General features: G+C 48.3%; 29 protein-coding genes and 1 tRNA gene. 10 read left to right on the top strand and 20 right to left on the bottom strand.

Going from position 1 to position 26,281, the window contains the following annotated elements; translation table 11 throughout:
• Positions 1-6 precede the first annotated feature (6 nt).
• Together rplI and mtgA are read left to right on the top strand one after the other, a co-directional pair.
• Positions 7-450: a 50S ribosomal protein L9 gene (rplI, locus tag P2W84_RS09535; RefSeq protein WP_276089887.1), complete on the top strand. Its 444-nt coding sequence runs from the start codon at positions 7-9 to the stop codon at positions 448-450.
• Between the two features lie 149 nt (positions 451-599).
• Complete coding sequence (gene mtgA, locus P2W84_RS09540; RefSeq protein ID WP_276090085.1) at positions 600-1,277, top strand: monofunctional biosynthetic peptidoglycan transglycosylase; 678 nt, start codon at positions 600-602, stop codon at positions 1,275-1,277.
• A gap of 47 nt (positions 1,278-1,324) precedes the next feature.
• On the opposite strand, the gene P2W84_RS09545 is transcribed toward mtgA, so the two are convergent.
• On the bottom strand, positions 1,325-1,804 hold the full coding sequence (locus tag P2W84_RS09545) for an ABC transporter ATPase (RefSeq protein WP_276089888.1): 480 nt from the start codon (positions 1,802-1,804) through the stop codon (positions 1,325-1,327).
• Positions 1,805-1,855: 51 nt separating this feature from the next.
• Between P2W84_RS09545 and P2W84_RS09550 the strand changes: the two genes are divergently transcribed.
• Complete coding sequence (locus P2W84_RS09550; RefSeq protein ID WP_276089889.1) at positions 1,856-2,338, top strand: hypothetical protein; 483 nt, start codon at positions 1,856-1,858, stop codon at positions 2,336-2,338.
• Here P2W84_RS09550 and P2W84_RS09555 read toward each other — a convergent pair.
• The 9 genes from P2W84_RS09555 to P2W84_RS09595 form a co-directional block, all read right to left on the bottom strand.
• Positions 2,304-3,101 carry an MBL fold metallo-hydrolase gene (locus tag P2W84_RS09555; protein WP_276089890.1) on the bottom strand — a complete coding sequence of 266 codons (798 nt, stop codon included), beginning with the start codon at positions 3,099-3,101 and terminating at the stop codon, positions 2,304-2,306. The genes P2W84_RS09550 and P2W84_RS09555 overlap by 35 nt on opposite strands.
• Complete coding sequence (locus P2W84_RS09560; RefSeq protein WP_276089891.1) at positions 3,091-3,891, bottom strand: (Fe-S)-binding protein; 801 nt, start codon at positions 3,889-3,891, stop codon at positions 3,091-3,093. The genes P2W84_RS09555 and P2W84_RS09560 overlap by 11 nt, the downstream gene beginning before the upstream one ends.
• An 8-nt stretch (positions 3,892-3,899) precedes the next feature.
• On the bottom strand, positions 3,900-5,192 hold the full coding sequence (locus P2W84_RS09565; protein ID WP_276089892.1) for a 4Fe-4S dicluster domain-containing protein: 1,293 nt from the start codon (positions 5,190-5,192) through the stop codon (positions 3,900-3,902).
• Between the two features lie 4 nt (positions 5,193-5,196).
• Positions 5,197-6,090, bottom strand: coding sequence for an aldo/keto reductase (locus P2W84_RS09570; RefSeq protein ID WP_276089893.1), 894 nt, complete (start codon positions 6,088-6,090; stop codon positions 5,197-5,199).
• Positions 6,091-6,158: 68 nt separating this feature from the next.
• The gene (locus tag P2W84_RS09575; RefSeq protein WP_276089894.1) at positions 6,159-7,577 is read right to left on the bottom strand and encodes a DUF1501 domain-containing protein; all 1,419 of its coding nucleotides are present in this window, start codon (positions 7,575-7,577) and stop codon (positions 6,159-6,161) included.
• Between the two features lie 37 nt (positions 7,578-7,614).
• Positions 7,615-9,948, bottom strand: a complete 2,334-nt coding sequence (locus P2W84_RS09580) for a PSD1 and planctomycete cytochrome C domain-containing protein (protein WP_276089895.1) — start codon at positions 9,946-9,948, stop codon at positions 7,615-7,617.
• A gap of 115 nt (positions 9,949-10,063) precedes the next feature.
• Complete coding sequence (locus P2W84_RS09585) at positions 10,064-10,408, bottom strand: TfoX/Sxy family protein (protein WP_276089896.1); 345 nt, start codon at positions 10,406-10,408, stop codon at positions 10,064-10,066.
• Between the two features lie 10 nt (positions 10,409-10,418).
• Positions 10,419-10,667, bottom strand: a complete 249-nt coding sequence (locus P2W84_RS09590; RefSeq protein WP_276089897.1) for a hypothetical protein — start codon at positions 10,665-10,667, stop codon at positions 10,419-10,421.
• Positions 10,668-10,679: 12 nt separating this feature from the next.
• On the bottom strand, positions 10,680-11,081 hold the full coding sequence (locus tag P2W84_RS09595) for a c-type cytochrome (protein ID WP_276089898.1): 402 nt from the start codon (positions 11,079-11,081) through the stop codon (positions 10,680-10,682).
• A 187-nt stretch (positions 11,082-11,268) separates the two neighbouring features.
• Between P2W84_RS09595 and P2W84_RS09600 the strand changes: the two genes are divergently transcribed.
• Positions 11,269-11,937, top strand: a complete 669-nt coding sequence (locus P2W84_RS09600) for a YceI family protein (protein WP_276089899.1) — start codon at positions 11,269-11,271, stop codon at positions 11,935-11,937.
• A 95-nt stretch (positions 11,938-12,032) separates the two neighbouring features.
• Here the strand turns inward: P2W84_RS09600 and P2W84_RS09605 are convergent, their stop codons facing one another.
• Complete coding sequence (locus tag P2W84_RS09605) at positions 12,033-12,824, bottom strand: type 1 glutamine amidotransferase domain-containing protein (RefSeq protein WP_276089900.1); 792 nt, start codon at positions 12,822-12,824, stop codon at positions 12,033-12,035.
• A 14-nt stretch (positions 12,825-12,838) separates the two neighbouring features.
• Positions 12,839-12,982 (bottom strand): hypothetical protein, encoded by a 144-nt coding sequence (locus tag P2W84_RS09610; RefSeq protein WP_276089901.1) that lies wholly within the window; start codon positions 12,980-12,982, stop codon positions 12,839-12,841.
• A gap of 160 nt (positions 12,983-13,142) precedes the next feature.
• Here P2W84_RS09610 and P2W84_RS09615 point away from each other — a divergent pair, with 160 nt between their 5' ends.
• On the top strand, positions 13,143-13,280 hold the full coding sequence (locus P2W84_RS09615; protein WP_276089902.1) for a hypothetical protein: 138 nt from the start codon (positions 13,143-13,145) through the stop codon (positions 13,278-13,280).
• Here the strand turns inward: P2W84_RS09615 and P2W84_RS09620 are convergent.
• The 3 genes from P2W84_RS09620 to P2W84_RS09630 all read right to left on the bottom strand — a co-directional run bounded on the left by P2W84_RS09620 (position 13,277) and on the right by P2W84_RS09630 (position 14,572).
• Positions 13,277-13,648 (bottom strand): STAS/SEC14 domain-containing protein, encoded by a 372-nt coding sequence (locus P2W84_RS09620; protein ID WP_276089903.1) that lies wholly within the window; start codon positions 13,646-13,648, stop codon positions 13,277-13,279. The two genes, P2W84_RS09615 and P2W84_RS09620, sit on opposite strands and share 4 nt — an antisense overlap.
• A gap of 84 nt (positions 13,649-13,732) precedes the next feature.
• Positions 13,733-13,891 carry a hypothetical protein gene (locus tag P2W84_RS09625; protein ID WP_276089904.1) on the bottom strand — a complete coding sequence of 53 codons (159 nt, stop codon included), beginning with the start codon at positions 13,889-13,891 and terminating at the stop codon, positions 13,733-13,735.
• A gap of 240 nt (positions 13,892-14,131) precedes the next feature.
• Positions 14,132-14,572 (bottom strand): Hsp20/alpha crystallin family protein, encoded by a 441-nt coding sequence (locus P2W84_RS09630; protein WP_276089905.1) that lies wholly within the window; start codon positions 14,570-14,572, stop codon positions 14,132-14,134.
• A gap of 283 nt (positions 14,573-14,855) precedes the next feature.
• Between P2W84_RS09630 and P2W84_RS09635 the strand changes: the two genes are divergently transcribed.
• Positions 14,856-15,059, top strand: a complete 204-nt coding sequence (locus P2W84_RS09635) for a hypothetical protein (protein ID WP_276089906.1) — start codon at positions 14,856-14,858, stop codon at positions 15,057-15,059.
• A 28-nt stretch (positions 15,060-15,087) separates the two neighbouring features.
• Entirely contained in the window at positions 15,088-15,324 is a 237-nt protein-coding gene (locus P2W84_RS09640) for a hypothetical protein (protein WP_276089907.1), read from the top strand.
• A gap of 404 nt (positions 15,325-15,728) precedes the next feature.
• Here the strand turns inward: P2W84_RS09640 and P2W84_RS09645 are convergent.
• From P2W84_RS09645 to P2W84_RS09655, 3 genes are all read right to left on the bottom strand, one after another.
• Positions 15,729-15,801 (bottom strand) — tRNA-Phe (locus tag P2W84_RS09645).
• A gap of 65 nt (positions 15,802-15,866) precedes the next feature.
• Positions 15,867-18,338, bottom strand: coding sequence for an outer membrane beta-barrel protein (locus P2W84_RS09650; protein WP_276089908.1), 2,472 nt, complete (start codon positions 18,336-18,338; stop codon positions 15,867-15,869).
• 174 nt (positions 18,339-18,512) lie between these two features.
• Positions 18,513-20,915, bottom strand: coding sequence for a TonB-dependent siderophore receptor (locus P2W84_RS09655; RefSeq protein ID WP_276089909.1), 2,403 nt, complete (start codon positions 20,913-20,915; stop codon positions 18,513-18,515).
• 154 nt (positions 20,916-21,069) lie between these two features.
• Between P2W84_RS09655 and P2W84_RS09660 the strand changes: the two genes are divergently transcribed.
• Positions 21,070-21,285 carry a hypothetical protein gene (locus P2W84_RS09660; protein ID WP_276089910.1) on the top strand — a complete coding sequence of 72 codons (216 nt, stop codon included), beginning with the start codon at positions 21,070-21,072 and terminating at the stop codon, positions 21,283-21,285.
• Here P2W84_RS09660 and P2W84_RS09665 read toward each other — a convergent pair.
• Both P2W84_RS09665 and P2W84_RS09670 read right to left on the bottom strand, forming a co-directional pair.
• Complete coding sequence (locus P2W84_RS09665; protein ID WP_276089911.1) at positions 21,269-22,579, bottom strand: gluconate:H+ symporter; 1,311 nt, start codon at positions 22,577-22,579, stop codon at positions 21,269-21,271. The genes P2W84_RS09660 and P2W84_RS09665 overlap by 17 nt on opposite strands.
• Positions 22,580-22,765: 186 nt before the next feature.
• Positions 22,766-23,944 carry a hypothetical protein gene (locus tag P2W84_RS09670; RefSeq protein ID WP_276089912.1) on the bottom strand — a complete coding sequence of 393 codons (1,179 nt, stop codon included), beginning with the start codon at positions 23,942-23,944 and terminating at the stop codon, positions 22,766-22,768.
• 134 nt (positions 23,945-24,078) lie between these two features.
• Between P2W84_RS09670 and purN the strand changes: the two genes are divergently transcribed.
• Both purN and purH read left to right on the top strand, forming a co-directional pair.
• Positions 24,079-24,657 (top strand): phosphoribosylglycinamide formyltransferase, encoded by a 579-nt coding sequence (gene purN / locus P2W84_RS09675; protein ID WP_276089913.1) that lies wholly within the window; start codon positions 24,079-24,081, stop codon positions 24,655-24,657.
• 54 nt (positions 24,658-24,711) lie between these two features.
• A complete protein-coding gene (gene purH, locus P2W84_RS09680; protein ID WP_276089914.1) occupies positions 24,712-26,238 on the top strand; it encodes a bifunctional phosphoribosylaminoimidazolecarboxamide formyltransferase/IMP cyclohydrolase in 1,527 nt (508 codons plus the stop codon).
• Positions 26,239-26,281 lie beyond the last annotated feature (43 nt).

Consider the following 26,281-nt stretch of genomic DNA (forward strand, 5'->3'; position numbering starts at 1 on the left):
AGAGAGATGGAAATTATTTTAAAGCAAGATATTAAATCCCTAGGGGAGAAAGACGATATCGTAACTGTGAAGCCTGGTTATGGCCGTAATTACCTGATCCCTCAGGGATTCGCTATACTGGCTACTCCTTCAGCTAAAAAAGTACTGGCGGAGAACCTGAAACAGGCAGCCTTTAAACAAGACAAAATCAAGAAAGATGCCGAGAGCGTTGCTGCACGTCTTGCTGATGTGAAGCTGAGCATCGGTGCGAAAGCTGGTGAGAGCGGAAAGATCTTTGGTGCAGTAAATACCATCATGATCGCTGAAGCCCTGAAACAACAAGGTTTTGATGTTGACCGTCGCCGTATTACTTTCGAAACTGAGCCTAAGGTACTGGGCGAGTATGTCGCTAACCTGAACCTGCACAAAGAAGTGAAGGTGAAAGTTCCTTTCGAGGTAGTTGCCGAGTAATCGCAATTAACAAATGAAAGATATAAACGGTCTGCCGACAACGGCAGGCCGTTTTTTTATGCACCGGCAGATAAAGGAAAGTAGTTAAAGTTTAACTTTGCACGGTGAAAAAGCGCAAACAAAGTAAGGGGGTATTACAGTTGCCCCTGCTGAAGAAAATAGCCCGGATAGCTGGCAGGATACTGTTGTGGTTTGTTTCTGCTACTGTGTTGTGGGTAATCGCCTACCGCTTTATTAACCCCCCGGTTACCTTTCTGATGATACAGCGTAATTTTGAGCGTAAGGCGGAGGGAAAGCCTTTTAAGACAGACAAGAAATGGGTGTCTTTTGAGGACATTTCGGACAATATGAAACGGGCAGCTGTTTCTGCGGAAGACCAGCTGTTCTTAAAACACCTGGGTTTTGATGTGAAGGCCATTGAAAAGGCTTTTCAGTCGAACCAGAAGGGAAAGCGGGTTAAGGGCGGCAGTACCATATCGCAGCAGACGGCCAAGAACGTCTTTCTGTGGCCCGGCCGTTCCTGGATCAGAAAAGGTTTCGAGGCTTATTTTACGATGCTGATTGAGATTTTCTGGAATAAGGAAAGGATACTGGAGGTTTACCTGAACGTCATTGAAATGGGGGATGGGATCTATGGAGCGGAAGCGGCTTCCCAGGCCTATTACGGTAAATCCTGCCGTAAATTGAGCAGATCTCAGGCGGCCCTGATCGCGGCTTGTTTTCCAAATCCCAGGAGGTGGACACCTGAGAAGGCAACCCCATACATCTTACACCGGAAATACCTGATCATGCGCAATATGCGCAGGTTGGGGCCACTTGATTTTTAAGTGGTTTTTGTTGCGCAGATAACGACCGGCGTATTTTGACCTTGGGTTCAAAGCAGGTGCGCAAAGACTTTACTGTGCCAGCTTTGCTCAAAAGGGACTTCCCATTTCGCTTCAAACTCGGCTAGTGTCTGCACCATGTTGTTGAACACAATGGTTTCCGGACCAATGGCCCTGATGTTGACCAATGTCTCAAAATCTTCCTTATTGACTACAATCACCTGGCCATCCTGCTTGTAAGCCAGGTTGAAACGGTTGAAAAGATCAATCCCATACTGCTGTTCGATCGCTTTGACTACCCTTACGGAAGAATCTATCGAGCAGCCCGTTACATTCGCTGCGGCCTCGTCGACGGTGAACACCAGGAAAAGGTTGTACAACACCTGTGCCTTTGCCTGAAGCTGATGGCCATGTGCTTTCCATTGTGTAGCAAATTCATCTAACAGATGCTGGATCGCAACGGTCTCTTCAGATGATAACACCCGGTCACTCTGGTATACCCAGACCCTGGATTGTGGAGAAAAACTCATAGTCCAAAATTACGGATTTAATTATCTTGATTTGACTAAATAAATAACGTGATGAGAAAGTTTACATTGTATTTGAAAATGTGCTTTTTTATAACTGTATCCCTGGTTTTTGCCGCGTTTTCTGAAGCTGGTCTCAGGGATGAGCAGACGGAATTTATCAGGCAGCTGCTTTCCGAACACCATGACAGTACCCAGGGAAAAAGACAGATCAGGCGGTATGAGCTGAATGTTCTCAACAGTGGCTTCTGCCGTTACAAGCGTTATTTTGACAATGGGAAGGTAGAGTTTTTTTCCTTTAACCTCGAAAAGTTCCGGGATATGGATTATTATGGAACAGATAAGCAGGGTGTACTGTACCTGCGTACAAAGGGCGAGGATGTCATTGTGCAGACTTATCATGACCGCAGGGGCGGGGATATAGACAGTATGGCCAGCTACATGGCCATCCCTTTGAAGGAAATTGAGCCGGAACAGTTGACGGCGCTTTCGGAAAGGCTGGTCAGGCTGAACGCTCAGCGGCTTGCGCAGAAATAGTAAAAACAGGTGTTTCGCTATAGCGCGAAGCGATGATGATCTCCGTATTGCCGCTGTGGAGGTCGAACAATGACTTGACCAGGTCCGGACAGTTGTTGTCTGCGGAAAGGTGGGCAAGTAACAGATGGCTCATGAAATGTGGCCGGTGTGTGGTAAACAGTTCCAGCGCTTTGGCATTGGAGAGGTGTCCGCGCCCGCCTCTGATGCGTTGTTTCAGGAAATAGGGATATGCACTTTTATTGAGCAGCTCATCGTCATAATTGGCCTCCAGAAAGGCAGCATGGCATTGTTTGAAATGATGGACGAGCGGCTCGCAGGGATGGCCGATATCGGTGAAGATCCCAATGTTGAGTGCGCCGCAGGAAACCATAAAACTATGGGGTTCCCTGGCATCATGTATCTTCGGGAAGCTGCTGATGGTCAGCTGGCCGACCTGGGCCTGCTGGTGACCGGAAAGCGGCCTGACCAGGTCCTGCCGGATGTTGAACCGGCAACCGTTGAGCGTACCCCCGGTGATGTAAACGGGCAGGCTGTATTTGGCAGAGAGGGTGCATAGCCCCTTGATATGATCCGTGTGCTCATGGGAGATGAAGACCGCTTTTACCTTACCCATGGACAGTCCGATCCTCGCCATGCGTTTTTCCGTTTCCCGGCAGGAAAGGCCCGCATCGATCAATACAGCTTCATCATCGTTACCTACGTAATAGCAATTACCGTTGCTGCCGGAATTGAGGGAGGCGATATAGAGTGGTTTAGAGACCATTGGCCTTTACCGTAATTTCGGCGATATCCAGTACCTGTACGTTTTGTTCCTGGTCCTTCAGCTTTACGCCGTCACGCAGCATGGTCATGCAGAAGGGACAACCAGCGGCAATAACAGCAGGCTGCAATTCAAGTGCTTCTTCGATACGTTCAATATTGATGTCTTTATGGCCTTTTTCGGGTTCCTTGAACATCTGGGCGCCTCCGGCACCACAGCAAAGTCCTCCCGATTTGCAGCGTTTCATTTCTAACAGCTGGGCATCGAGAATTTCCAGCGCCTTTCTTGGAGCTTCGTAAACGCCGTTGCCGCGGCCCAGGTAACAGGGATCATGATAAGTGATCCTCCTGCCCTTGAAGCTTTCACCGCCTTCGGCCTTCAGCTTGCCCTCATCGATGAGCTGCTGAATGAGTTGTGTATGGTGGATGACCTCGTAGCTTCCGCCCAGGCCCGGGTATTCGTTCTTTATGGTGTTGAAGCAGTGCGGACAGCCGGTAACGATTTTTTTGATGTTATAGCCGTTCAGCAATTCTATATTGGCCATAGCCTGCATCTGGAAGAGAAATTCATTTCCTGCACGTTTTGCCGGGTCGCCGGTACAGCTCTCCTCGGTGCCCAGCACTGCATATTTGATGCCTACATGGTGCAGTATCTTACAGATGTCGCGGGTGATCTTTTGCGCACGTTCGTCGTAACTGCCTGCGCAGCCTACCCAGAACAGGATTTCCGGTTCTTCGCCCCTGGCCATCATTTGTGCCATGGTAGGTACTTCAAAATTCAGTTTCTCGCTCATTTTTCTCTTTAGTTTTCGCCAGCCCAGTTGAAACGGTCTGCGGGGGAGTACTTCCACGGTGCGCCATTGTTTTCAATATTGCCCAGCATGGCGCTGATGCTGGCCGGAGACTGCGACTCTTCCATAACGGCATATCTTCTCAGTTCAGTAATGATGGCCAGCGGATCGATGTTTACCGGGCAGGCCTGGACGCAGGCATTGCAGCTGGTGCAGGCCCAGATCTCCTCCCGGCTGATGTGGTCATCCAGCAGGGAGCGCCCGTCTTCGAAGCCTTTTCCGGTCTTGTCAATGTTACGGCCTACCTGTTCCATCCGATCGCGTGTGTCCATCATGATCTTGCGCGGCGACAGCAGTTTTCCGGTGATGTTGGCGGGGCATACCGAGGTGCAGCGCCCGCACTCGGTGCAGGAATAGGCATTCATCAGGTTGACCCAGCTGAGATCGTTAACGTCTTTTGCACCAAACCTGCCGGGTTGTGTTTCTTCCGGGGTATAAGCGGGATCGAGCATGGCCTTTACTTCGTTAGTCACGCTCTTCATATTGGTAAATTCACCTTTGGGCTCCAGATTTGAAAAATAGGTGTTGGGGAACGCCGCAATGATGTGCAGGTGCTTGGAATAGGGGAGGTAGTTGAGAAAGGCCAGGATACCGATGATGTGGAACCACCAGCAACCCCTTTCAATCAGGACCAGTGCACTTTCGGAACCGGGCATTAAAGGCAGCAGGAACTGGCTGACCGGAAATGCGCCTGCCGTGATGTAATGTCCCGCTCCCATTGACTGTAATTTCGCGTCTGCCGCATTCATGGTCAGGAACGCGGTCATCAGCAGGATCTCGGTGATCAGGATCGCATTGGCATCGGATTTTGGCCAGCTGGTCATTTCTGTTCCGCTGAACCTTTTGAGCCTGATGATATTGCGTCTGATCAGGAATACTGCACAGCCCAGCCAAACACTGAGGGCCAGCAGCTCAAAAGCACCGATCAAAAAATTGTAAAAGCCACCCAGACCGGCAAATACCCGGTGCGTACCAAAAATACCGTCGATCATGATTTCCAGAACCTCGATATTGATGATGATAAAACCAGCGTAAACAAACAGGTGCAACAGAGCAGGTACCGGCCTGAAGAACATCTTCGATTGTCCGAAAGCTACGCGGAGCATGGTAGCGAATCTTTTCTGCGGCTGGTCTGAACGGTTGGCCGGTCTGCCCAGGCGGATGTTCCGGATGATTTTCCTGAGGTTGTAGCTGAACAGCGCAACGGCGGAAACAGTCAGTACGATGAATAGGATCTGTGCCATAAAGTTATGCTAGGTTGGCTACCGAGGTATTATAAAGGTCGTACCAGTCCTGGTGATCAAGTTCTATGGTAAAGGCATTGACGGCATTCCGGATGCGCTGCTCGTTGGTGGTACCGATCAAAGGTAAGGCACCCAGTTTTACCAGCCAGGCTACTGCTAATGATTCAATATCGACATGATATTTGGTGCTGAGTTCTTCCAGTTTTTCACGCACTCTTACCGCCTGCTTGTCGGTTCCGATGGCGATCCGTCCCTCTGCCAGCGGTGCATAGGCCAGCGGGCGCATATAGCGCTGTTTAATGTAGTCAATCTGCCCGTTATCCAGTGCCTGTGTGCGCAGGAGGTTCAGTTCGATATGGTTGGTGACAATGGGTTTACTCAGATAAGAAGCCAGCAGCTGGTGCTGGAAGACAGAGAAATTGGCCACGCCCAGGCTTTTTACTTTGCCCGAGTCTTTCAGCTTTTCCAGTGTCAGCGCCGTTTCCTCGAGGTTGGAAATGGCGTCAAGCTTATCAAGCAGGAAAATATCGATATAATCGGTGCGCAGTTTTCTCAGTGAGGACTCTACGCTCCTGGTGATATGCGCAGCAGAAGTATCGTAGTGTTTTACCCTGATGTCCGGGTTTTGGGGATGTGGTTGTCTGAGTCCGCATTTGGTGAACAGGATGACTTCCTCTCTCCTGATGCCGCCTTCCTTCAGCAGATTGCCGAACAGTTCCTCGCATTCATAAGAGCCATAGCTGTCGCCATGCTCGAAGGTGTTGATGCCAAGTTCCAGGCAAAGATGTACCGTTTTTCTGAGCACTTCAACCCTGTCCTGTACGTCATCCCATCTGTAGAATCCATATATCGCGGGCGATACCTTCGGGCCCGCGTCCCCCATGTAAACCTTTTGCATATAATCCTGTTGTATAAGCCCAAATTTAAGCGAATAAACTTAGGAACAGGTGTGATTGTTCATCTTTTTCATGTAAAAAGCTCCATTACCGGTTTGCCGAGCCCATCGGGTGTGGTATAAAACGGGCGCTTCTCGATCGTATAGCTGGTGTCCGGCGCTATGCCCAGGGCGTGGTAAATGCTCTGGTGCACCTGGTCGATAACGATCGGGTTCTCGACCGTCTTACAGGGGCGCTCGTCGGCGGTTTTCCCGTAGACACTGCCCTTTTTGATGCCGCCACCGAACATGAGGATGGAGCAGCCGTCGGTAAAGTGACGGTGCATGCCGTAGTTCTTGATGTCCTGTATGATGTCCGGCTGATCTACCTGTTCCTGTACCTTTGCATCCGGCCGGCCCTCTACCATCATATCACGGCTGAATTCACTGGCGAGGATCACCAGCGTACGGTCTAGCCTGCCGGTCTTTTCCAGGTCTTTGATGAGTTGTGCGACAGGCCCGTCAATCTGCTTTTTCATGTCGGACAGGCGGGTATGGCCGTTGTCGTGCGTATCCCAACCTTTGAATGGCTCATATTCTGTAGTTACACTAATGAAGCGGGCACCCTGTTCTGCCAGTCTCCTGGCCATGAGGCAACCTAGCCCGAACCTGCCGGTATTGTAAATGTCATAGACCTCTTTGGGCTCCTGGCTGAGGTCGAAGGCCCTGGCTTCCGGGGAATTGAGCAGGATATAAGCTTGCTCCATCGAACGTTTCAGGGACTCTTTCTGGTAATCGCTGCCAAATTCGCCAAATGCACTTCCACTGATCAGTTCGTTATAGATATGGTTGCGCTTTTCAAATCTCGACGCCGACATCCCGGCCGGAGGCTTTACGCTTTCCAGCCCGGAAGAAGGATCGGGGATAAGGAAGGGGCCATATTCATTGCCCAGGAAGCCTGCAGTATGAAAGGCTTTGAGTTCTTCGCTTTCGCCGACGGTAAAGCGCTGACCGATATCTATAAATGCGGGGATGACCGGGTTAAGCGGGCCAAGTTCCTTCGCGATCCAGGACCCCATGTGCGGGGCGGCTACAGACTGTGGGGGTTTGTAGCAGGTATGCCAGTGGTACTGGTGCCTGGAGTGCAGGATATGGCCCATATCGGCTGCTACGTAGGAGCGGATGAGGGTGCCTCTGTCCATCACCTGGCCAATGGATTCCAGTCCTTCAGAGAAATGTACGCCATCCAGCACCGTAGGTACAGATTTGAAAGTGCTTAATACACTGTTGGCTTCCATGCCTTTGCTGAAGGGCGTGTACTTTTTTGGGTCGAAGGTTTCGGTATGTGCCATCCCGCCTGCCATCCACAGCAAAATGACGGTATCGGCAGTGGCGTTGCTGCCCTTGCGGCCACAGCCGGAAAGCAGACTGCTCAGCGGGCTTCCTGCGGCAAGTGCGGCCAGTGTGGCGGCACTTGTGTTCTTTAAGAAATCTCTTCTGTTCCAGCTCATCTTTCTTTTTGATTTTGACGTTCAACCATTGGGTATGTCAGTAAATGATTTGAAATTCCGGCAACATCAGTATGGCCCAGAACAAATCCTGTATATTTTCGGTGCCGGGCTTGTTGCCTATGACCTTACGGGCAGCCTTCCATTCTGCCGCACTCGGCTTTCTGCCCAGTGCCCTTTTGTAAAGATCTGCGATTATCGGGTCGCCGCCGGTGCCCCGGCCAACCCATTGCAGGGCCCCGTTTTTCAGCGTCGTATTGAAGGTCGTTCCGTTGGTCAGTTCCAGGGCCTGCAGCAAGTTGGCCTGCGACTCCCGGCTGGTAACTACCGTTTCCCTGCTCGGCCTGCCCAGGGCAGTCAGGAAGCCATTGTTGGCTACCTGCGAGGCCCTGATGAACTGAGGGCGGAAATTGGTATAGCGGGCATCGCTAAATGGATTATACCTTATGTTCGAGTCTGCAAAGACGGGGAACACAATGCTGCTTACTGCATCGGAAAACTGTTCGGCAGACATGCGTTTGCGCGCCATTCCCCTAAACTGATATTTCTGGTCGCCAAGCTGGGCCACATCTTTATACCCGACCGATGGCAACTGATAGGTGCGGGAGGTAACGATCATGGCGATCAGGTCTTTGACGTTGGCTTTATTCTCTGCAAAATTAAAGGCCATCCAGTCGAGCAGGTCCTGGTGCCAGGGTTCGTTGTCCATCACATCCACCGGTTCTACCAGCCCCCGGCCCATCAGTTGTGCCCATACCCGGTTCACCAGGGTGCGGTATAACCGGCCATCCTCGCGTTTTGTGAGGTTTTCCGCCAGTTGCCTTTGCTTTACTGCTGCTGGTGCCCTGGCGTCGATATTGCCCAGTTGCTTCCACAGCATGCGGGCGTCGACAAACTTACCGGTTGGCTTTTCGCAGCGGCTGACTTCCAGTGCGGTGTCTGCAAAGATGTTGGCAAATGCATAAGCATCCTCAAGTTTAAGATCACTGATGAAACTGTTATGGCAGGAAGCGCATTTAAGATTGAGCCCCAGAAAGACCTGCGATACATTTTGTGCGGCCTGCATTTCGGTACGCTGGCTGGCATTGACTACGCCCCGCCATTTGATGCCCGCAACGAATCCCTGTGATTCGGGGCTGGGGCTGATCAGTTCGCGAACAAACTGGTCGTAAGGCTTATTATCGCGAAGTGACCGGTACAGCCAATCGGTAATGTTATACCTGCCGCCTGTAATGTAACCGGTGCCGGTATAGTCGTTCCTCAGCGCGTCGTTCCAGAAGCTGAGCCAGTGCAGTGCATAGTCGTCATTACGGCTGAGCAGCTTTTTAACCCATGCCTCTCGTTTTTGCGGTGTTTTGTCGTTTATAAAAGTGTCCTGTTCTGCGGGTGTGGGCAGCAGGCCGATGATGTCCAGGTAGATGCGTTTCAGGTAAACGGGGTCGCTTACTGGTTCAGGCCAGGCAAATTTAGCCTTACGGAAATACTGGTCCGTCCAGCGGTCTACAGGATTAACCAGCTGTGCGTTGCCAGATGGCAGGGGTGGATTCCTGGGTTCGAGCTTGGCTACCCTGAAGCTGGCCGGTTTGCTGCCATCTTCGGGCCAGATGGCGCCCTTGGCAATCCAGTTCATGATGGTAGCGATGTCTTTGTCTGAGAGCTTCTTTTCCTTGGCGGGCATCAGGTCTTTATGCCCTGCCGGTAAAGCAATGCGCCGGTAAAGCTCGCTTTTTGCAGGATCTCCGGGGATAATGACCGGGCCGTTTTCGCCACCCTTAAAAGCAACGTGCCTGCCATCCAGCCGAAGGTCGCCCTTTACTTTGTCAGGCCCGTGACACTTGTAACAATTGTGGGCAAGGATAGCTTTCACCTCTATGAACTCCGGACTGCCGGCCGATGTGCTGTCCGCACGCTGTTTGTTCCAGGGCAGGGTTGAAGAAACAAAATCGCTTCCATGGGTAAGATTGGCGCCGAAGTGCCCAGCGACAGCCACTCCGATGGCCGTCAGAAAAAGAAATATGCGGTAGCTGCCGGCACCCTTGCCGCTAGGGTGCCTGTTGGCTCTGGCCATCAGGATCCAGGTGATCAGGGCCAGCAGCGCTGTAGACAATCCGGTCCAGAGATGCAGATTAAGTGTATTGCCCTTATAGTCGCCGTGAAAATAGAGCAGCCAGCCGAAAATTGCGGCAACAGTTGCGGAGACTGTGCCTGCTATGATGAGTGCATTGATTCCCTGGCGTAGCCCGGAACGGTAGTTCTTCAGGGTGAGAAGTTCGAGCAAGGCGGCGAAGAGCAACAGGGCTACCGGAAAATGTACGGCCAGCGGGTGCAGGTGCCCGAAAAAATCCCATAGCCAAAACGCAGGTGCTTTTCCCATAAATCCAGGTTTATATTTGGTTAATCAAGGCCTTATGTGTTGGACAGGCCAATGAAGATAAATATGCATTTATTTGACGGTAAAGGCAACCTGTACTGTCCTGTCCAGCTAGTGGTTATTTTGTTTTCTTTTTGGAGGCCCTGGCAAGGGGGTTGTACTGCAGACAGAGGTCGAGCCAGTACCTCAATTGCGCAGTGTTTCTGAGATCGATATCTTCCACGTATACGAAATCTTTCATGGCCCGGCCGTTGTTGATCATTTGCCTGCAGTTGCCGCTTTCCAGTGCTTTTACGGCCTCCTGGGCCCCCACGCGGCATAAAAGACCGGAACTGGTCACACAGATGCACATCTTTTCGTTAACCATAAAACAAATTCCGCTGAACATCAGCTTTTCGGTAACATCTTCACGGTCTTCGAGCAGTTCGCGGATACGGTCTGCCAGATGGGTATCAAACGCCATAGCAGCGGGTTTAGTTGAGTGTAAATACGAAATCGGTTTCTTCCGACTGTCCGACAAAGAATTTCAAGGTGGTTTTCGGTGATTTTATCAGCGGCGCTATAGGGGCGATGGTATCTGCAAATTGCATCCTTAATACATCCATATCGGTATCAGGAGGTACACGTACCAGTAGATCTCCACCGCTCGCCCTGATCTTCCAGTCTTTAAAATCCTCATGCTTTTGCATCAGGACCTTCCATTCCTGTTGATATGCACTCATCGGTATCGTCGGCTATAACTTGATGGTCTGGGGTTCTTCCTTGCCGTTATGACAGCTCATGCAGCTAATGTTCGTCATCTTGCCTTCCTTGTCTTTTCTGTGAAAATACTTCTTATTTATTTTAGCTGTCATTTTCATCATTTCCCTCGCGATCAGCTTGTGCTGCTTTTCGTCACTCGCGAAATCCAGCTTTTTGGCGTCGTCTTTTCTTGGCGCATGGCAGAAATTACACTTTACACCAAGTGCTGCTTTAAAACCATCCATGACATTGTCCAGTTCTTCTTTGCTGATGTTCTTTGGGAGGACCTTCAGATTGGTATATTTTGGCTTAGGTTCCTGCTTTGACATAAAACTACTCATGATGGCTACCGTAGCGATCATGATGGTTAAGGTAAAGGTCTTTTTGTGGCGCATACCGGAAAATATAGGATAAGATACAGACCAGAAATGGATTATTGTATGTAAAATGGCAATTCAGAATGATTCTATTCTAATTTAATTACATTAATTAACATACATCAAGACCTGTTATTGATTCTATATCTACTTTTGGTAAATTTTATAGCTTGCTATCATGCAATAAACTTAAAAAATTAAAAACATGAAAAAATTAATCTTTGCGCTTCCGGCGCTTTTTTTACTCGCCTCTTGTGGAGGTTCTTCAACTAATAATGCAAAAACTGCAGAAGAGCAGGTTGCTGCGGTCCAGACCGGTGATTCTTTAGCGATTGACACAGCGGCAACATCGGTGTCCTGGAAGGCTACGCACAAGGGCGGACTTGCCCCTCGTTGGGGTAAAATCAGTGTTACTACCGGTAAAGTTTTTGTTAATAATGATTCCCTGAGTGGTGGTGAGTTTACAATTGATATGAATTCTCTTCATGTCGATCCGGCATCTGTTACTGAGAAAGATAAAAAAGCTTCTGACCTGGAAGGCCACCTGAAAAGTGCCGACTTTTTTGATGTTGCCAAAGCCCCTGTTGCGAAATTCGTCATCACGAAGGTTGCACCTTTTGTAAAAGGTGAAGAATCTACTTTATTAGCTGATCCTAATTATCTGATCAGTGGTAATCTTACGCTTAAGGACAGTACACTTAATATTACTTTCCCTGCAAAGGTTACGGTTTCCTCGTCGGAGGTGACTGCTTTAGCTAAATTTGTTATCGATAGAACGGCTTGGAAAATCAACTATAAAACTGAGGGTAGCCCTGAGAACTGGATCATTTCAAAAGATGTGGAGATCGGTCTGACCCTGAACGCAAAAAAATAAGATCGTTAAGCAGGTATACCTGACGAAAGCAGGCATATTTTGCATCTATAAAAAAATTAAGGCCCAGTTAACTTATGGTTAACTGGGTTTTGCTTTTAATCAGGGCAGACTGTGCTATCCGGTTTTGTTTCCATGTATTTGTCGGCCCGCTCTTGCCATTGCTGTTCTTCTGTTTTGGATTCATTAGATCGTACCGCGGCAAGTGATTCCAGCATCTCAATCAGGGCCTCTGCTGCGGGTCCTGCTGATAAAGGATTCTGTCCGGTGATCAGCAGGCCGTCCCGTTCTACGTGCGACAGGAAGGGCATTAATGCGGTTTTTACCTGGGCACCGAATTGTTCAAGTTTGCTTTGAAGCATGTAGGGCACATTGCTGCTGCGCGCTACCAAAGTTTCTTCAGTGTTGCTGAAGGCGGAGATCACTTTTTCTTTTAGAAATCCGGGCCTTTGATTTTCTGCGCTGATGAGTGCGGCCGGTCCGTGACAAACTGCTGCTACCGGCTTCCCTGCATCCAGGAATTCGTGAATCAGCATGCCGCTGTTATTGTCTGTTGCAAGATCCCAGATTGGCCCATGCCCGCCCGGGTAAAATACCGCGTCATAGTCGGATGATTTGATCTGATTTAGCGGGGTGGTGTGACTGAAGTCGTGTTTCGCGGCTTCATCATCCTGGAATCTGCGGTTAGCTCCGGTAATGTGCTCGGTGAGCTCACTCATGGGGTCTACCGGTGGCCTGCCGCCTTTAGGACTACAAAGGCTGACCTGGTAGCCTGCATCGATAAATTTGTAATAGGGATCGGTAAACTCGCCAAGCCATACTCCGGTCTTGCTATCGGTATTTTCCATCGAACTGTGCGATGTCAGTACCATCAGTATCGTTTTCATCATGATAGGTGTTGTTGTTATTTGACATCATCAGGGGCAACTTCGTTACCTTCTTCATCTATTTGCTGGTGCTGGTCCCAGCCGCTGTTTTCTTTTTCTGATGCTCGCTCAGGATGGTTTGTATCAGGATTTGCCTCGCTTTTTTCGTTGGGATCTTTCATGGTCAATGGGATTTAGTTGTGATTGATAACAAAACTCTGCAGCATTAGTTCGCCCTTTTTGAATTAGGGCGAGCTGGTCAGGAGTAAAGGCATGTTAGTTTTGATATTTTCTGCTGAAATCTTCGACTATCTTCCTGCACTATTGTTTTTAAAACAGCATATGGAACCTCAATTTGAAATTCTTAACCTGACCGATGACGGGACTATCCCCAACAGCAAATACCCTGTGATCATTTATGGGGCTTTTGAGCGCAAGGGCACGTCCTGCACAATGATGACCGCAAGCGATTCATACTAATCGGTTTTATTACTCACCCAACTGATCGCCTCATCCAGTTCCGCCAGTTCAAAACCTTTCGCCTCACCGGGGCTTACGTAACTAAACAAATCCGTGAATTTCTCGACCGCTTTCTGATCCGTGACAATGGCCATCTTCTTCCAATGCGTCAAGTGCCTGACCCCCGCCACTAAATCCTTCCACCAGGCTCCCGCAGTAAAATTCTCTACTGGAGTTTCCAGTACCAATAGGTAATAAATTTCCCCGTACTGATCAGCCAAAGCTTTCAGTCCGGGAAGTAGCACATTGTCCAAATCGTCCTTATCCACTTCTCCAGTTGCACGAACGCCCAATACATGATCGGGCAGGTTTTCAATAGTAGTTAACATCGTTATGGTAGCATTTAATTCAAGAATTATTGATTGCGGAGGTATCGCCCTTAAAACAACAAACCCCCGTAACCGGGGCCTTTCTTATTTCATTTTCTTTTCAATGTCCTTGCGCTGGTTTGAACCATCTTTTTTCACATTCTTAATATCAGATGCTTTAACACCCATTTTTCCAGCTTCATAATTGATCTCATGTGGCTGATTCGATACCGAATTCCTTTCCACTTTTGTTCCTCTAGGCATAATCTTTGAATTTAGGTTGATGTGTCTATACAACATATCACGATCCCAAAGGTTTACAAAATTTCAAGTTGTTCCTAAACCAGCACGGTTGGCCAAGCCGATCTCTGTGGTATATCCATTCTGCTCAAAGACGAGGTATTATGTCCTTTCACATACCTGACTTCCATAGTTTGACTGACAAAATATACAAAAGGGCCGCTCCAAAAGAGCAGCCCCAATCAAATAGGAAAAACCAAAAAATTATTTGATCTCAATCTGGCGGGTCACCATTTTAGCTTCCTCGCGTTTAGGAATATCGATGCACAAAATCCCATCAAGGTACTTCGCCTCAATACCTTCAGTGTTGGCGCTTTCAGGCAAAGTGAATGCCCTCACAAATGAACTGTAGCTGAACTCACGCTTCGCATAGCTGCGTTCATCCTGCTCCTGATGATTCACCTGCTCTACAGAAATGCTCAGGGTATCCCTTTCCAGTTTCAACTTGAAGTCTTCTTTTTTCAAGCCTGGTGCAGCTAGCTCCACGTGATAAAGGTCCTGAGTTTCGCTGATGTTCGCCGCAGGAACGCGGGTCATCATACGGTCTGAGAAAAAGGTGTCGTTGAAAATAGAATCAAAAACGTTGTTAAAGCTTGGTACAGCTACGTTTTTTTTAGCGTCGGAATTAAATTTAACCAGTGTCATAGTTTTATCCTCCTTAATTTGATTTTATGATTAAAACTTACAATTAATTAAACGCTGAACCACGTGTTCGAAAGCATTACTACAAGCAAAATGCCACTACCCAAAATACCTATCTTTGCCATTCAAACGCTGAAAAAATTGCAGAAACAATGAAAAATTTTCAGCCTAAAAATGTCATAATTTCGCAACCAGGCTTAGCACTACCGAAGTCAGCGCTAACCCCAAAAACCTCAAGTCCCAAACCAGTCCGGCCAATCAGCTGTTAAGTACCTAAAATAAGGAAATGGGATTTATCAAAGACGCGATCATCGGCATCGCCATTTACGAAGGCATCAAAGTCTGGATCAGGCAGAAAGAAAGACAGCAACATCTTGCAAGGCAAATTACCCTGGGCGGCAAGGGCTTCAAAATTCACAGACATGATCCTGCTCCAAATCTGGCACACCGGCACAACCTCGACCGCCCGGAAATCCCAGTCGAACTATAATTAGCAAAATCAAAAATCAAAAACAATAATGGAAGAATTTGAAATCAGCGTAAGCGACGACATTAAAGAGCGAAATCTCCGCTTGAAAGCGCTCGGAAACCAGTGGTACGAAATCTATGACGAATCAGGGAAGCTTGCCGGAGAGATCAAAATTGATGAGAAAAACCATGATCACTGCGAGACCAGGGGTTGTACACTGGACTTACCAATACTCAGTTCCATCCGCAAGAACATTTTCCTGCACAAGATGTTCGCTGAAAATTAATTCGCAGCCTCGGGAGCCGGTTTTAGCAACCTGCTTAGGCCACTCTTGGGGATCAACCAGAATTGCGTTTTGCACAATTAGTCTTAGACTTTACCTCCTGACATAGTGAACTGAGTCAAGTTACAGAGACCGTCTTTTGTGGGTTACTCTGATTTTTAAGTTCCAGGTACCATCTTCTTTCTTTTCATGGGCCAAAACTACTTCGCGTAATCTTGCCACTTTTACCGGTTTCGAGCCAATGTTTGTCACTGTAAAACATTGTAAAACATTTTGGCTCAATTAAACAAAAAAAACGTGCTTTTTTTGAAATGGCTGATTTAGCTCTTTATGGAAGGAGGTTTAATACATGCCTTAATCCAACAAAAAAGGCCTTTTTCGAGTGAAAAAGACCTTTTATCTGAGTGTGGTATGGGCCGGGATCGAACCGGCGACACATGGATTTTCAGTCCATTGCTCTACCTACTGAGCTACCGTACCGCCCTTTTGGGACTGCAAATCTAGTTTCTTTTTTTGAGTATCAAAATCTTTTTTGAAATTAATTGTTAACCGCCTGATTTGACACGTCTTCCTTCTGCATCCGCACTTCCGGAACGCTCACGGGCCGCCTTGATTTCGTTACTTCCGAAACGGTAGGTCAGTGTCATGCGAAAAACCCGGCTCTCCCAGCGTTCCTTGATCAGGTAGTTCTGGGAAGGCAGGGCGCTCCTTATCCTGGATTTTTGCAGCTTAAAGATATCGTTAGCCGCCAGTTTTATGTTCAGCTGTTTGTTCATTAACCCTTTACTCAGTCCCAGGTCTATACTGTATTGCGGGTCGATCAGTAAAGTGCCATATACCTGCCTGGAATTATACCAGCCTGAAAGCTCGGCACCGAGATCATGTTTAAATGTAAATGTATGTGTCGTATTAAAGCTGGCAGCCAGTTTTCCGCTTTTGTAGGGTGTACCCAGCAGATCGGGTGTACTGAATTTATTGTAATAGGTGTTCAGGTTGTTGGAGCTATTCCACCAACTGGTGATCTGAAGCGGGTAGTTTACATTCAGGTTGTAGCTGTCCTGTGTCGCCAGGTTCTGGTTAGAAATAAAGATGGTTTTTGTAGCCGTGTCTGTAAGGAGTACATCAGACATTACATCTGTGGTATGGCTGTAGCCCACGCTCATATGTAATTCTTTTTTAAAAGAATAGGAAAGCTCAAAGGAATTCGTATACTGAGGTTTCAGGAACGGGTTGCCGAACCTGTAGGAGTACAGGTCCAGGTAATAGATAAACGGATTTAACGATTCATAATTGGGCCTGTCGACGCGCCTGCTGTAAGAAAAGCCCATTTCGTGCTTTTTGCCCAGTTCCTGGTTTAGAAAAACGCTGGGAAACAGATTGAGATAATGCCGGTCTGCTACCTTTTGCTCAGTAACTGAATTGCCTTTGGAATTCGTTTGCTCTGCCCTAAGGCCCAGCTGGACTGAAGTTTTGCCAAATTTTCGATTGACATTTATGTAGGCCGCATTGATACTTTCGTCATAGAGGAACTGGTTGCTGCGCCTGAGGTCATTTATCCAGTTCCCATTGTCGAAATTTTCGAAGTAGAAATCATTATTCGTTTTTACAAAGCTGGTTTTTAGCCCGGCCTCCATTTTCATGTCTTTCTGCAGGGGATAGACATAGTCTATCTTCGCGGCCCGTATTCTGGTAGTCGTCTTTGCCAGGTTCCTGAACAGATAGGGCGGTTTCAATTGTTGTCCGGTTACATCCAGATACTGGTTATTGAAATTGTTGTCCTCGCGGCCTACATGATCAGCATATTCCGCATCTGCACTGATCTCCTGACCGAGTGTATCCAGGGTGCCTTTATAATTCATGTTGAAGGAATTGCCTGTGTACCTGTAGCCGTTGGGATTACTGGCGACAACGGACGAATCTCTTCTTCCGGGGGCACTCCCAATCAGTGTAAGGACTTTTGAATCCGTATGGCCATGGCTGTTATATCCATTTGCCGTGAAGCCCAAAGTATGTTTGTCACTGATGAAATAGTCGATACCGGCCTTGTAATTGCCGTTCTTTCGCATCCTTCTTGAAAAGTTGGTCTGGTCGAAATAAGTGGGATCAGTTGCCGTGCCGTTCACACGTTCAATATCGGTACCTCCGAAGCGCTTGTTTTCACCATAGTCGAGATTGCCGAATACATTGAACTTTTTTTGCCGGTGGTTCAGGCTCAGTCCCCCGTTAAATTTATAGTACGCTCCGTAGCCACCCCCGGCCAATACCGAACCGTTTGTGCCATAACTCCGGTTTTTTTTCAGTTTAATGTTAATAATACCCGAATTGCCCGCCGCATCATATTTGGCAGAAGGGTTGGTGATCAGTTCGATACTCTGTACCGCGTTACCCTCTGTGGAGCGGAGCAGGTTAGCCAGTTGCTCAGCAGACAGATAAGCTGGCTTACCGTCCAGCATAATGTTTACACCCTGTTTTCCCCTCAGGCTGATCTTGCCATCCTTATCTACGGTTACTCCAGGTGCCCGGGCAAGTATTTCCAGCGCTGAATTTCCGGCAGCAAGTGCACTCTTTTCCACGTTAACCACGGTTTTGTCAATCTGACGTTCTATAAGCGGTTTCTTTTTTACAACCTCAACACCCTTAAGTTGTTGTGCCTCGACCAGCATTTGCAAGGTTCCGATGTGCTTTTTATTGCCGGCTGTCAATGTAAAGGGGCCTTTCAGCAACTTTTTATATCCGACCACATACACCGAGACCAGGTAGCTGCCAGGTTTCAGGCCGCTAAAGGTAAAACTTCCATTCTCAGCACTCAGGGTTCCTTTGACCAGGGCAGAGTCTTTTACGGAAAGCAGGCTGACTGTAGAAAAGGGAAAATCTTTTTGCTGTTCGTCAAGAACCTTTCCTGAAAGTTCCGCGTCTCCCGTTACAGGCTTACCGGTATCGCTGACGGTCTGTGCCCTTGCACTGCTTAGAAAAAAAGCTGCAGTTATCAAGAGGATGGTTGTTTTCAGGTATTTCATAAGGCATAGTCTGGCCCGTACGCCTGCCGGCATACCCTTGGGTCTGTGTTAAAATGATCAGGTGGTTTTGGTTATTCAGCAATAAGATGAGCGCGCTACCCGAAAGGTTACAGAAAATTTCAAAAAAAAAGCAGGACCGGGAATGGTCCTGCTTCAGCGTCAGTGTTATAGTGTTTAAAATTTGTAGTTTAAGCTCAACCTAAAGCTTCGGGGCGCTTCAGTCTGCCAGGAGTATACACCTGCTGGTGAAGAAACAAAATAACCCTCATAATAACCACCACTATACAAATAACGGTTAAGTAAGTTAATGATGTTGCCAGTCAGCCTGACTTTGCCCTTTTCATAAAATAACCCGCCGTCTAACCGGAAGTAGTCCGGAATATTCCTTTCGGGGTGTTCAGGAAAAAAGGTTGACGTCGCTCTGTCTACCAGGTAGCTCGCTCCGGCCGAAGCACCAAGGCCTTTCACCGGCCCCTGCTGAAACTTATAGCTTAACCATGAGTTGAAGGTGTGCTTTGCGAAACCGGGAATGGGGCCATCCGGAACAAATGTGGTTCCGGCGACATCGGTATACTTTCCATCGGTATAGGCATAATTTACCGTCACGTTGAAACCGTCGACCAGCTCACCCCTGAGATCAAACTCAATGCCCTGGGCAATCTTTTCAGGGATTACCACGCTAAATCCCGAGTTTGGTGCAGCATTTGGATCGGCAGTAAGCTCGTTTTTCTTGATGATACGATAGGCAGAGAGTGTGGTGTTCCATTTGCCGTCAAGCCAGTCCCGTTTTAATCCCAGCTCAATGTTGTTGCCTGTAATTGGTCTTACTTTTCCGCCACTGCTCAATTTGCCGGCCTGGGGAATAAACGCCTGGTCATATAATGCGTAAGCTGTACTTTGCTTATCCAGAGAGACGCTCAATCCGATACGTGGCGTAAAGTGATCTGCACTTACCGGTGCTCCGCCCCATTCAGACTGGGTGACCTTGGAATAGCGCCCTGCCAACGTCAGCCTGAACCGGTTTTCCAAAAAACCAAGTTCGTCCTGTACATAGATACCTCTGTATTTTTGATTGATGTAGCCTCCTGCGGCAAGCGCACGTTCTCCGAGGCTGGCTGTACGGTCAAACCTTGGAAATCCGTTAGAAGGGAATCCATAGGCAGGATTTTTAGGGTCGAACGGACTTGCCGCCAGGTCAAGCGCATGGCTTTGGCCCCAATCCGCCATATAGTCCTTGGTCCCAACGTCAAGGCCGGCGAGTATGCGATGCTGTATTGCCCCGGTTTGTACATTGCCGTTTAAAAAGGCTTGCCCAAGTGTCATTTCGCTGTCGGCATCCCAGATGCCTACGCTGCGGATCATTGTGCCGTCGGGATTTACATCCGCAGGCCACATGCTGCTGCCATTCTGGATGTATTTCAGGTAAGCAACCTGTGCAGTGAGCTTCCAGTTGTCGTCCAGCTTGTGTTCCAGGTTGATGAAGGCGGAATGGTCTTTAATTTTGGTAGGATCCAGACCCGGCTGTAAGCTGGTCGCATCTACCGGCAAAGATCCATACCCTTCATTAGAAAATTGGTAATAGGAGCCAACGTCGCTCATTTTGGCGTATTGCAGCGTGTATTCTGCAGTTAACCTGGTCTGGTCGTCGATCTGATAAGAAAGCACCGGTGCGAAAGTATACCTGTTGTTGTATTCATATGCCCGGTGCGATTTTTTGTTCTGGCCCGCTACATTAAGGCGATAAAGCAGACGACCATCTTTGCTGAGCTTTCCGTCAAGGTCAAGGGAGGTCCGGTACAGATCATAGCTGCCCAGGGTCATGCTTACCTCTCCGCGTGTCTGTCCTGTGGGTTTTTTGGTAACGACGTTATAAAGACCTGAAGGATCGCCATTGGCGAGCATAAAGCCAGCCGGACCCTTTACGAATTCTATGTGATCGACAATACTCATGTCTTCTGTGAGCGGCCCCCAGAAAGAACTTACTACGTTGAAGCCATTGCGGAATGCCTGAAGCTGAGACCCGCGCATCAGCACGTTGGTATAAAGATCGCCCCAGTGTTCAAGCCTTACAGCTCCACTCACGTTTCTCAATACGCCGTCGCTCATGCTGATCACTTGCTGATCCGCTAAAGCGGAGGCGGTAACTACCTGAATATTTTGCGGAACTTCCAGCAAGGGCTGGTTTAATCTCAATGAAGCAGAAGGCTTATCCGTCTTATACCTTCTGGTATTGGTCGAAATATTCACCTCTTCCAGGGTGCTTAAATCCTCATTTAATACAAAATCCGCTACTGTAACATCTGTATCCCCAACATCAATCTGTTTCTCCTGAGCGGTGAGGCCAACTGCTGAAACGCGAATGGTATAATGTCCCGGCTTTACCCTGGTGATTTCATAGTTTCCATTTTCGTCGGTTGTAGCGCCAAGGGCTTTGCCAACCAGCTTTACTGATACAGAAGCTGCATTGTGGCCATCTGAGGTCGTAACTTTGCCCCTGACTGATGTTGTTTTAGCCTGCTGGCCATAGGCATAGCCCATCGTCATAACCAAAAGCAAAAAAAATCGTAAAAATTTCATATAAGCAATGCTATTTAGAATGTGTAAAAATAATGCAGCAAAGTAATATGTAATTTAGATCAAATCCAAATAATAATTTATTTGCAGCATGGATATGCTGTTCAAACTTTTTTGCGGTTAGGTTGTTTATCAACCGTACGTATTCTTATTGTTCATGAAAAAAGCTAGCGATCAGATCAGCATTAAAGATGTTGTTCTGGACTTTTCCGAAGAAGCACAAATCGATTACTGGGCGACCAAGCTGGGCACCACCAGGGAAATCATTAAATCTGCAGCAAGGGCCTGCCGTAATAATACTTTAGACCAGATCGTGGTCTATTTACTTGAAAACAGCAAATTGAATAAGGCTGATCTTATACAACCATATTGAGCAACAGCACTCCGATCAGGCCGGTCACTGCAACGATTGTTTCCATTATTGACCAGGAGCGTATGGTCTGTTTAATGGTCAGGTTGAAATATTCTTTAAACATCCAGAAGCCCGGATCGTTCACATGAGAGAACATCAGGCTGCCCGCACCGATAGATAAGACCATAAGGTTTGGATTGGTATGCGTTTGCTGCATCACAGGGAGAATAATCCCCGCCGCAGTCAGTCCGGCTACTGTAGCAGAACCTACGCTTACCCTGATCAGTGCAGCGATCAGCCAGCCGAGTACCAAAGGTTCTATCTGCAGGCCGTTTAAAGCTGTGCCGATCTGCTGGCCTACGCCGCTGTCTGTCAGCACCTGTTTTAATGCGCCGGAACCGGCGATGATCAGCACGACCATAGCAATGTCTTTAACAGCAGCCAGATAAATCTCCATTACCCGGTTAATATCCCTCCCCGACCGCAGACCGAGTGTGCAGGTGGTGATCAGTAAGGTAATCAGCATCACTACAGTTGGTTCGGAGAGAAAGACAGTAATGTCTTTCCAAATGCCTTCCGGTACAAAGGCACTGTAAACCGCAGTAGCACTCAGCATAATTACCGGTAGCAAGGCAGACAGGAAAGCGTTAACTGCACCTGGCAGTTTATCTTCCGGGAGTTCTTCGGACTGAAAAATTTTCAGCGGCATTGCGTTAATTTGCCGGAGGCTGCGGGAATAGACGGGACCGGCCAGGACGATGGCCGGGATGGCCAGGCTGACCCCGTAAAGTAAGGTAAGCCCCATATTGGCATTGAATTGCAGCACCAGGGCAGAAGGGGCGGGGTGAGGTGGCAGAAAACCATGTGTTACCGACAAAGCGGACAACATAGGCAGGCCAATAAAGACTGCGGGCAGTTTGTATTTGTAAACAACGGAAAAGATCAAAGGAACGACCAGAACAAATGCTACATTATAGAATAATGGAATACCGACGATAAAGCCTGTAAATACAAGGCCCCATTGTACATATTTTGTTCCGAATAAGGACACCATTACTGAAGCGATCTTTTGGGCGGCACCACTTTCGGCCACCAGTTTACCTAGCATGGCACCAAAGATGATCACCGGTAAAAGCCCTCCGATCAGGTCACCCATACCTTTTTGTACCGAACCTGTCACCGATTTTACGGGAATACCGAGCAATAGTCCGCAGACGATAGATACGATCAGAAACGCGATAAAGGGATTCAGGCGTAACCAGGTGATGAGCAGTACCAGGCACAAAATAGAAGCCGTTACAATAATCAGTGTCATTTGGTTAGGGTTATCACCAAACTTAATGAAATTATCTGGCTTAAGTATTACACGGTCAATGCTTAGGGCAAAACCAGGGCAAATCTGCGGCAAAGTCATATCAGCTTCGGAAAACGGGTTCTTTTTTCCGAAGCTGCGCCGGATTCGTTCCGAAGCTGCAGTGAACCTGAAGGGTACATAGCCCTATCAATTCCCGGGCAGGGACGATGTGACCGTTTTGCCGGTAACAGTAAGCCTTGCACTGAAGACATGTCCGGGATCCAGATCCGCTGCTGTGGATTCTATAAGTTTCGCATTACGGTGTACTTTGCCGCTGAACAGTACCTTGCCGTTCTGCGTTACCCTAACTTTTTTATCCAGATTCAGCATCCCGTCGTTGAGATAGATAAATAATACGGGATTTTCGTTCTGCACGATGGTGATGTCATTGCCGGAAATAGCGACTATTGTTTTTGCTCCGGTTTTAACATGCTCATTCAAGGGCACGCCCAACCAGTAAAAACGGCCGCGGTGCACATCATCCTGAACCCAGAATACGGTTTCAGGCAGCGCTTTTCTGCTGAACTGCGCCAGCCAGGGTATGGCGACGGTATCCTTTCTGTTCATCCAGTGCGGCATATCCGGATAAATATGCAGGTCGTGCTTAAAACAGCCTGGATTTGCCTGTTCCAGGCTATCCAGTTTTTTGCCCCACACAGCCGCCAGTTCATTGCGCTGATAGGCAGCATCCTTACCGCACATGTAGATCGCAAAAGGCAGATTGCGCAGGTTCAGGGCTTCTGCGTCTCCGGGATGTCCCGCCATCATCGCTGCCGCGGCCCAGTGGTCAGCCATCCGGGGGGCCATCTGAAAGGTTCCGTCTCCCCCGGCTGAATACCCGGTGAGGTAAATCTTATCCGGGTTGACATCTTCAGAAAGGATGGCGGCTTTGATGAGTTGCGCGAACAGGGTATCTATATGGGGTTCGTGCCAGAGGTTCCAGTTGTTTGTGGGAGCCCTGGGTGCAACATAAATGCCTTCTTTGGGCGTATAAAGGCTGATTTGGTTCTTCCACTGCTGGTCATTCACCGCTGCGGCAGTACCTCCGCCGCCGTGCATGGAAATGTACAGACTACGTCCGCCGGCAGGTTTTTCACCAAGGATGCGATACTCGAACTTCATGGTATATTTATCGTAGCTGATTTGCTTTTGCTGCCAGATGGCTTCCAGTGCCGGTTTTTGAAGTGCCGCCTGACGGCGCAGGGCTTCGGTGGCAAATTTTCCTGCCTGGGCTTTATTCAGCCGCTGTGCCTGCAGGGAAAAGGAGGTACCCGCAAGCAGGGACAAAAGAAAAAAACGGGACAGGAAATGTAGTTTTCTGGTCATACTCAATAATTCTGCAAGGGGGTAATTTCGTTACCGGTTGCCGCTAAAATAGTGATTTGCACAAAAAATACTTTTGAAAACCAGGCAAAATCCTATTTTTGGGGATGTCAGGCGAACTGAAGACATCATATCCTATGAAAAAACGCATTGCCATTTTTGCTTCCGGTTCTGGTTCCAATGCCCAGAAGATCATGGAACTTTACAAACGTAGTCCTGACGTTGAGGTAGCTCTGGTACTGACCAACAATCCTGATGCATACGTATTGCAACGTGCTGATAATTTCGAGATACCTTCTCACGTATTTGACCGTCATGAATTCTACCATACCGATACGATTATCGATATGCTGAAGAACCTGGACATTGACCTGATTGTGCTGGCTGGCTTCCTATGGCTGATCCCTAAAAACCTGATCCACGAGTATCCGGGCCGCATTATCAATATCCATCCTGCACTTCTGCCTAAATTTGGAGGCAAGGGTATGTATGGTGATCATGTGCACAATGCGGTGCTGGCCGGTGGGGAGGCAGAAGGCGGCATTACGATCCACTACGTAAATGAGCAGTATGATGAGGGCGAGTATATCTATCAGGGAAGATACAAGATTGAGCCCGGCGATACGCTGGAGACAATCAAGTTCAAAGGGCAGCAACTGGAGCATTTGCATTATCCCCGCATTGTAGATACGATCATCAGAAAGATCAGGAAATAAGCATTTGACACTAAGAGAAAAACCGGTAACTTTGCGGCTCAAAATTTTTCTCGAATGAGCCAATCTATAAAGATCAAAAACGCTTTAATTTCAGTTTATTATAAGGACGGTCTGGAGCCTTTGGTGCGCTTGCTGGCCACGCAGGGTGTGCAATTGTTCTCTACGGGAGGTACGGAACAGTTCATTAAGGACCTGGGTTTGCCGGTTACGGCAGTGGAGGACCTGACGGGCTATCCCTCCATTCTGGGTGGTCGTGTGAAGACACTGCACCCGAAGGTATTTGGCGGCATCCTGAACCGCAGGTCACTTGCTGGTGACCAGGAGCAGATCGCACAGTATGAAATCCCTGAAATTGACCTGGTAATCGTTGATCTTTATCCGTTTGAGGAAACAGTAAAAGGCGGAGGTACTGAGCAGGAAATCATCGAGAAAATTGATATTGGTGGTATTTCGCTGATCAGGGCGGCGGCAAAGAACTTTAACGATGTGGTTATCCTGGCTTCTAAAGACGATTATTCGACTTTGCAGGAGCAACTGGAAACACAGAATGGTGAGACTACGCAGGCGCAGCGCAAGGCTTATGCAAAGAAGGCTTTTCACACGTCTTCCAATTACGATACGGCGATCTTTAATTATTTCAATACAGAAGAGCCGCTGACCGTGTTTAAGCACAGCATCGCGCAATCGCAGACGTTGAGGTATGGCGAGAACCCGCATCAGCAAGGCGTTTACTATGGTGACCTGGATGCAATGTTCACCAAGCTGAACGGTAAGGAACTTTCCTACAATAACCTGGTCGATGTAGATGCTGCAGTAGCACTGATCGACGAATTCGAGGCACCTACCTTCGCTATCCTGAAGCATACGAATGCATGTGGTGTGGCGAGCAAACCTACCATCCTGGAAGCCTGGAACGTGGCCCTGGCCTGTGACCCGGTATCGGCATTCGGCGGTGTCCTGATCGCTAACCGCGAGATCGACCTGGCAACTGCGGAAGAGATCAACAAACTGTTTTTTGAGGTGCTGATCGCGCCTTCCTATGCGCCGGAGGCCATTGAGCTTTTCCGTACCAAAAAGAACCGGGTGATTCTGCAGCGCAACGAGGTAGAGCTGAGCAAAAAGCAGTTCAAGACCTTGCTGAACGGAGTGATCGAGCAGGACAAGGACCTGGTGATCGAAGGGCCTGAGCAGATGACTGCCGTAACCGGGAAGCAACCGACGGAACAGGAACTGAAAGACCTGCACTTTGCAAATAAGATCGTGAAGCATACCAAGTCGAATACGATCGTATTCGTGAAAGATGATCAGCTGATCAGCTCGGGAGTAGGGCAGACCTCAAGGGTAGACGCGCTGAAACAGGCGGTTGTTAAAGCAGAATCTTTCGGATTCAGCCTGAAGGGTGCGGTAATGGCTTCCGATGCGTTTTTTCCTTTTCCTGACTGCGTAGAACTGGCCGCCGAAGCAGGTATTACCGCGGTTTTACAGCCGGGAGGTTCTATAAAGGATGCAGATTCTGTGAATATGGCCAACGAGAAGGGGATTGCGATGGTAACTACCGGTGTAAGACACTTTAAGCACTAATTTATTTGTCGGCGAATACAATAAAAACACGTAGTTTTACATT

This window comes from Pedobacter sp. JY14-1, from assembly GCF_029269825.1.
Lineage (GTDB): Bacteria > Bacteroidota > Bacteroidia > Sphingobacteriales > Sphingobacteriaceae > Pedobacter.